Genomic DNA, 7,594 nt, shown 5'->3' on the forward strand with positions numbered 1-7,594 from the left:
GCTGAAAATCGCCCATGGAGGCTGGTTTCCACTCGTTCTTGGTGCAGCTGCCGTGACCATTATGCTGACTTGGAAGGAAGGCAGGACTCTACTTTTCGAGAATCTAAGACATCACCTTGTGCCCTTGGGTGACTTCCTGGAATCGCTTTTCATCAGTCCACCGACGCGAGTCGAAGGAACAGGAGTGTTCTTTCGCATGGAAGGCGATGGTGTACCGCATGCGATGCTTCACAATCTGCTCCACAACAAAGTGCTGCATGAGAGAACTGTGTTTCTTACCGTTCTGAACGCTGATATCCCAGTAATTCCCGAGTCTCAGCGCGTTGAGGTGATAGAGCTTGGGCATGACTGCTATCAGGTCAATGTCCGCTACGGCTTCGTGGATGAGCGTGACATTCCCCAAGCACTGGAACTATGCAAGAACAAAGGCCTCAAGCTAAATCCGATGGAAACCTCCTTTTTCATTGCAAGGCAAAACGTGATTCCGAAAGTTGGCAGTGGGATGTCACTTTGGCGTGAAACCCTCTTTGCCATTATGTCCCGCAATGCTCGTGATGCAGCTGATTATTTCCGCATCCCGCCGAACCGGGTTATTGAATTGGGCACGCAAGTGGAGATTTAATGTCCGAAAAGTGGCATCAAACAGATAGGATTTTTCAAGCGCTTTTGTGTTTTGCCAGCCTGGAAGACTCACCGAGCTCTTGATGTGCCTCGGAAAATGGATTTGAAGCAGGCAAAGAAAAATAGCCCACTGAAAGTGGTAGTTAACGCGGTGACCCCATGCTGTAGGTCGGCCTCTTATGCGCTGAGGCCAGCTAACTTATATGGCGGTGTCGATGGGGATGGGGGGCGTGCAGCGTAACGCATATCGCTGGGTTCAGACACTAACATGCGGCTACAGTGGGATGACTTTTGATAGAGGTGTATCGTCTAATATATGGTGACCGCATTCTAGGTAAAAGGCGTTACGCCCTGCATCTTTCGCTACATACAAAGCCTTGTCTGCACGGGCGAGCAATGCGGCTGCATCACTTTCTTCGCTTTGGTTAAAAGCAATCCCAATGCTCGTTGTAACAAACATCTCACTGCCATCAATCGCCATTGCTTCAGAAGCACAAAGTAAGATTTTCTTAGCGACCAACTGGGCCTCTTCGGCAAAGTTCAGGTTTTCAAGGACGATAACGAACTCGTCGCCGGCAATTCGGGCAACGAAGTCTGTTTCTCGCACGCTTTGCTTGAGCCTGCGCGCAAACTGTTGCAGGACTTGGTCACCTACCGCATGCCCCTTGGTATCGTTGATGCTCTTGAAATGGTCGATATCGAGATACATGACGGCCATTGCAGCTCGAGTCCGCTTTGAACGGGAAATTGCTTCGGTCAGCTTTTCACGGAGTTGAATGCGATTGGGAAGTGCAGTCAGTGAATCGAACCTCGCCAAACGGAGCAGTTCTTGCTCCACTGCTTTCAACGACGTGATATCTGTCGTAAGGGCATAAACACCTGCAATCAAACCGTTCTCTTCTTGGTCCGGAACGTACACGGCCTGATTAAATCCCGATATGCCACGGACCGTGGTCTCAAACTCGAACTTGACCCGCTCGCCACCGAGGGCTCGCTCAAGATAGGGCTGCAAAATGGCGTAGGTATGGCCCCCCACTACTTCAGAGAGATGGTGGTTAATAGCTTCATTCGGCGGGATTCCAAGCCACCTTTCGGACATTCCGTTCACAAACTTAACGGTCTGAGTTTTGTCAATGTAACCAATAAGCATCGGAAGATTGTCGGTCACTGTCCGCAATCGGCGTTCACTGTAGGCGATGCGCTCTTCTGCTGCTTTTCGCTGAGAGATATCCCTTAGGAACGCATGCGCGACAAATCCATCTTCGCCTTGCTCCGTCGTCACCAAAATTTCCAGAGGTACCTTCTGCCCCGACCTAGCGATAGCGGTGAGTTCAACCTGGTGCTTGCCTGACTGAATACCGGTGCGGGCCGTTTTGCTAAAGCCGGCGACAAATTTTTCCGAAAGTTCCGCCGGCATGATGAGTGCGGTCAGTGCATGTCCAAGGGCTTCCTCCCTCGTCCATCCAAACGACATCTCGGCCTGCTTATTCCATTCCTTGACTCGTCCGTTGACATCAAGGCTGACAAAAGCGTCGCCAGCGCGGTCGATAATGCCACGGAATTTCTTTTCACTCTTGCGCAAAACCTCCTCAGCCTGGCGCTTGTGGTCCATCAGCTCGTCATACACTGAGACCAGCAATGAAAGCTCTTCAGACTGGACGTGAATCGGTTCTGTCCTATATTCCGGGTGGCGTAACTGCAGTCGCATCGTGCTCGTCAACTTGTCCAAAGGAGCCAGCAGGCTTCGCGAGAACCACCAAAGCATTGCTCCGGATATCAATGCAAGAACAGTGGCGAGAGCGAGGATTTGACGTTCTCGCTCGTAGAGGGATGCGTAGGCCTCGCTTGACGGGTAGGATGCAAAGAGCAACCAAGGAACAGACTCCATGCCGCGGAAAGTATAGATGCCTTGCACCCCCCGGCTGTTGATGAACTCTACTGTCCCTTCTTTGCCCTCGAGAGCGTCCCAAAGATGAGGACTTGTTTTCCGGTCTGAGACTGGAGTCATAATACGGTCACGGCTTGCATGCATCAGAATGGTTGGATTTTCTCCCTTAGTGACCAATGCAAAATATCCTCGCTGTCCAATCTTGGCGTCGGCCAGTTTTCCAAGGAAGTTAGCGCGTGACAGAAAGAGAATCCCGCCGAGCATGGCAACAGTCTCACCACTTGCGGAACGAATCGGCGCGGCGAACACGATATTTGGTTCTTTGGTCGTTTTTCCAAGGAGCGGTTCTGAAACGACCGCCTGGCCGGTCTGCATGACTGACTTAAAGTAGGGCCGATTTGCGACGGAGTTACCGCGGCGGCCAGGAAGTTCGGGGACGTCGTAAATAATCCTACCCGTCTTGTCCGCGACGAAAATGGCATCAAAATGGTACTGAAATGTCGGCCGCGCCTTTACGAACTCATGAACTGACTGTTCGGAAGACAAGTCGGAAGCGGTGAACACGCCGGCTGCAAGGGTTATCAGCCGCTTTCGGTCGGTGACTTTTTCGTCAAGCTCGTCCTTTACTGAATCGACAAGGGCCGCTTGGTTTATCGCTATATTTTGCTGTACATCAGTCCTTACGGCCCAAAGAGCAAGAGTCGTTATGGAAAAAACAACAAGAAGTATTACAGTAGTCCCGTATAGCGCTAGCTTTGTCTTGAGGCTGAGGGCCTTGATTCGTGAAGAAATTTCCATGTGTGCAATGCTCTACGGTTTCCGCTTCCTGTGGTAACACTGTTGCTCTAAGCAGCTGTGACAAATTCACCCCGAATCGCTTCCTTTCCCACAAATGGCCAAAGGAATTTCCCGAATCCGGGAATCTTTTGGCTCAATGTGTCGTTCCTTCGAGCAATTTACTGCTGCTTCTAGGGTACTATTGTCAAAAAATAAGTTAAAGCAACAACTATGCTTAGTACAAAAGAGGTTCTTTTAATCGCTGCTTTGCTGAGCTTTGTAATGTTCCTCGTTTTGTACTCAGCTCGGCACAATCGTATTGACGGAATCGGTGAGCTTCTCCTTGCCAATGTTTTTGGCTTGTGTGCGTATCTGCTGTACGCCTTTGGGCGGGAGCTTCCACCATTGCCTGCATATGAAGGCGCCAACGCACTTTATGCCTCAGCTGCGGCGGCGACGGTCATCGGATATCGAAAGTTGTTCAACCGGAATGCGGCAGTCTGGCAAGCATATTCCGCGGTTGTTGTCCTAGTGACGCTCATTGCGGTGTTCCATTATTGGTATCCTTCATTTGCTGCGAGAACTATCGTTGTATCGATATTTCAAGCCGGAGCGGCAGGCACTATTTTCTGGACGGTATATGGAGCACGGAACGAATGGCCGTCGTCGCGGTACCCCCTCTACTTCATCATTGCAATGTGCACGTTTATTGCTGGTGGGCACGCCTTTCGTGCACTCCGTCAGCTACTGGACACACATGCACCTACCTCACTGTTAGAACCAACGGGCTTGAATCTCTTCTTCTTGTCGGCTGGTGCTTTCGCATTGCCGGTATTAACCTTGGGCGGCCTGCTCGTCGCCCACTGCGCGCTCCTCAGTGCTGCTGAGTACGCGGCAAACCGCGACTTCCTCACTGGGGCACGAACCAGAAGGGCGCTATTCGATGGAGCTGAACGTGAGTTGGCGAGGGCAATGCGCGCGAAAGTGTCACTCTGCGTGATGCTCGTTGATTTGGACCACCTGAAAACCATCAACGATAAACTCGGCCACTTCGCGGGAGACAGGGCGTTAACCACATTGACACGCGTTGCCATGAAGTGCCTCCGGAGCGTCGATGATTTCGGGCGCATTGGCGGCGATGAATTCGCTGCAGTGATTCCAGATACTGACCTCGATGACGCTATCAAGGCAGCAACTCGCCTCAAGAACGAGTTCTATAACTTTCCTCACCAATGCCAAGGCATTCGTCCAAGCGTAAGCATCGGAATAAGCAAATTTCGACCGGGAGATTCGCTCGGGACCCTTCTCGAAAGAGCTGACACCGCGCTGTACCGCGCAAAAGATGCAGGGCGAAACTGTGTAATGACAGAGGAAGATATTGTGGAACGCGTTGCACTGCAATCCTGAACGTCTTTTCACCGCTTCTTTATTTCACGCAATATTTCCCTGAGTGAATTAGTCGTCGCCTTTTCAAACGCTGCAAAAAGAAAACTGCGGGCACTGCCCTTCGCACACCGAGTGCGACTTTCTCCTCCTGGTCCTGAGCAGCGCATAAGCGTTCCGAGGAGCAAATCTTCACTTCAGCTGGCTCAGCCATTGCTTTACAGCGTCCTCACGCCTATCCCGGAAGCGAACATGAAGCGGAATTTCTTCCACGCACTTTCGCCGTCTGCACTATGAAAACAGAGAGTTCACCAATTACCGTTCCTGTCCCCGTTTCCTTTACAAGGAGGCCGCGCCACCACGACTGGAAGTTGCTGATTGTCTGGCCAATGATTGGAGCAAGTCTGATTGCGGGACTATGGACCGTTGCCGACCACCGCGCGACGGCCCTACAAAGTGAAGCTGAAATCGCAGCAAATACTAAGGCAGTCTCCCTGGCGAACACATACGCGCTACAACTAAATCACACAATTACGCAGATTGACCAGCTGACCCTTCGCCTCAAGTACGACTGGGAAGACCGGAACGCAATTGTTGACCTCAAACGGGACCAGGGACGGGGGCTACTTCCACAGTCACAGCTATACGCGTCAGTCGTTGGTCCAACCGGCGACCTTCTTACCTCAACCTTGAAGGCGCCACCAAACGTCAACATCAGTGACATGGAGCACTTCAGAGCGCATCAGGCGGGCTGTTGTGACGAGATGCTTATCACCAAATCCGAGCGTGGGCGGGTTCTGAATCGACCGGTTGTGCGCTTTTCACGCCGGATAAGTGGACCTGGAGGAGGTTTTGGCGGCATTGTCGTAGTGTCCGTCGAGCCAACTTACTTCGTTACATTCCAAGAACATTCCACTCCCGGTAACCAAGGTTTTATTTCCGCTCGGCTGGCTTCAGGTCCGCTGGTTGCTACCAAAGCTGGGAATAAAATGAGTGAGATTCCCATTTTCTATAAAAATCCGCCGGTGTTTCCCAAGGATGTGGGGGTCGTAGTTGAATCAGGTGAAAGATTTATTGACGGCGAGCAGCGTATCGTTGCATGGAAGAAGTTAAACAACTACCCGATGCTCGCCATTGCCGCCTTGTCGACGAAAGACGTTTTCGCTACGAGCAATGCCGCCAAGAGGGACTTTCAACACGTAGCTATTTTGGGGTCACTACTCGTAGCAATGTTTTCAGCGCTCGCCGCATTTCTTTCGTTGCGCCTCGCGCAGCGGCGCAGACAAGCTGAGAACGCTGCAGATACATACCGGATAGCAACTGATGCCGCGAACGAAGGCTTTTATACCATCCGACCGCTTGTTACGAAGCAAGGGTATATAGAAGACTTTGTCCTCGAAGACTGTAACCACCGCGCCGCACATCTGGTTGGCCTAACAAGGAATCAGCTTCGCGGTAAGCGACTCTCAAAGTTAAAGCCACGGTTCCTCCGGGAGGAGCTGCAGTCCCTGTGCGGGCGCGCATTAGAAAAGGGATTTCTCGATGAGGAATACCGCATCCCCGCCAAAAGCCCAATGAAGGCAACATGGATACACAGGCGAATAGTTTGTTCCGCTGCCGGCCTAGCTCTAACCATACGTGATATCTCGGATGCGAAGGCACACGAGCAAGCACTTTCCGACTTGGCTAACAGCGATTCACTTACCAAGCTTCCAAACCGCAACTGGCTTGGAAATTTTCTTCCGTCCGCAATCACTCGAGCATCACTGCAAAGCGGGAACCTCTCCGTTCTGTTCATAGACCTCGATAACTTCAAGAACATCAATGACACACTAGGGCATGATGTGGGCGACGAATTATTGGTTCAGGCATCCGCGCGGCTGAAAGGTGCCCTGCGTTCCACCGACCATGTCGTGAGACTTGGTGGTGACGAATTCGTCGTCATTCTTGAACACACCGATTCGTCACAAGACGCAGAAAGAGTTTCCACCTCTTTGATTCGAACGCTTGCAGAGCCTTACTCTCTCTCTGTGGGAAACTCCAATCGCATTACGGCCAGTATCGGCATAAGCATCTACCCCTCTGACGGCGATGACTGTGAAACTCTGCTAAAACATGCTGACATCGCCATGTATGTAGCGAAGGCAGAGGCTAAGGGAACCTATTGCTGCTACCGCAAAGAGTTTTCCGAAACCCTTTGCGCGCGCCTTGATAACGAGGGTGCGTTGCGGCAGGCGGTCGAGCGTGACGAGTTCGTTGTCCATTACCAGCCACGGGTCGATACGCTAAGCGGCCGACTGAGTAGTATGGAAGCGTTAGTACGGTGGCGCCGGCCGGGTTGGGGGTTGGTATATCCAGGCGACTTTATCGAGCTTGCTGAAAGCACGGGCCTTATCGTAAGACTGGGCGAGATTGTTATTGAAAAGACCGTTGCACAAATCGCGGCTTGGAAAAGAGAGGGAAAGACCGTTGTGCCAGTATCAGTCAACGTCTCTCCAAAGCAACTCCGCGACGGTACGGTAAGCGGTTTTTTTGAGCAGACCCTAATACATTTTGGGGTCGAGGCGTGTCATGTTGAAGTCGAACTTACAGAGTCTGCAGTAGTAGACCGCAGCCCTGTCGTAACCGAGGAGCTAAGCAAGCTACGTGCACTCGGACTTCGACTGATGGTCGACGACTTTGGAACCGGACATTCATCTCTGGCGCAGTTGCACCGTAAGCGTTCGGCCATCGCGTATTGGCAGCGAGATCTAAGGCGGTAGGAGTTCAGGCGGCGGGTTGCCAGCGATGCGGAAGCAGGTCGTCGATGCGACTGGCTGGCTGAGTCGGCAGCCGTTCCAGGATATCCCGGAGGTACAGGTAAGGGTCATGCCCGTTGAGCCGGGCGGAATGGATCAAGCTCATCACCGCCGCGGCCCGCTTGCC

The 7,594-nt window shown here is 52.1% G+C and carries 5 protein-coding genes; 3 read left to right on the forward strand and 2 right to left on the reverse strand.

From position 1 onward, the window contains the following. Positions 1-622, forward strand: a 622-nt coding sequence (locus AYR66_RS04065) for a KUP/HAK/KT family potassium transporter (RefSeq protein WP_170942268.1), incomplete at its 5' end; no start/stop codon positions are given. Between the two features lie 273 nt (positions 623-895). On the opposite strand, the gene AYR66_RS04070 is transcribed toward AYR66_RS04065, so the two are convergent. Then, the gene (locus AYR66_RS04070) at positions 896-3,307 is read right to left on the reverse strand and encodes a sensor domain-containing diguanylate cyclase (protein WP_088706470.1); all 2,412 of its coding nucleotides are present in this window, start codon (positions 3,305-3,307) and stop codon (positions 896-898) included. A gap of 210 nt (positions 3,308-3,517) precedes the next feature. Here AYR66_RS04070 and AYR66_RS04075 point away from each other — a divergent pair, with 210 nt between their 5' ends. Beyond that, entirely contained in the window at positions 3,518-4,693 is a 1,176-nt protein-coding gene (locus AYR66_RS04075) for a GGDEF domain-containing protein (protein WP_088706471.1), read from the forward strand. Between the two features lie 269 nt (positions 4,694-4,962). Then, entirely contained in the window at positions 4,963-7,431 is a 2,469-nt protein-coding gene (locus AYR66_RS04080; protein WP_088706472.1) for a bifunctional diguanylate cyclase/phosphodiesterase, read from the forward strand. 4 nt (positions 7,432-7,435) lie between these two features. On the opposite strand, the gene AYR66_RS04085 is transcribed toward AYR66_RS04080, so the two are convergent. Beyond that, the coding region (locus tag AYR66_RS04085; protein ID WP_141104150.1) for a transposase domain-containing protein at positions 7,436-7,594 on the reverse strand (159 nt) is incomplete at its 5' end.

The sequence above is a fragment of the Noviherbaspirillum denitrificans genome, assembly GCF_002211445.1.
Lineage (GTDB): Bacteria > Pseudomonadota > Gammaproteobacteria > Burkholderiales > Burkholderiaceae_D > Noviherbaspirillum > Noviherbaspirillum denitrificans.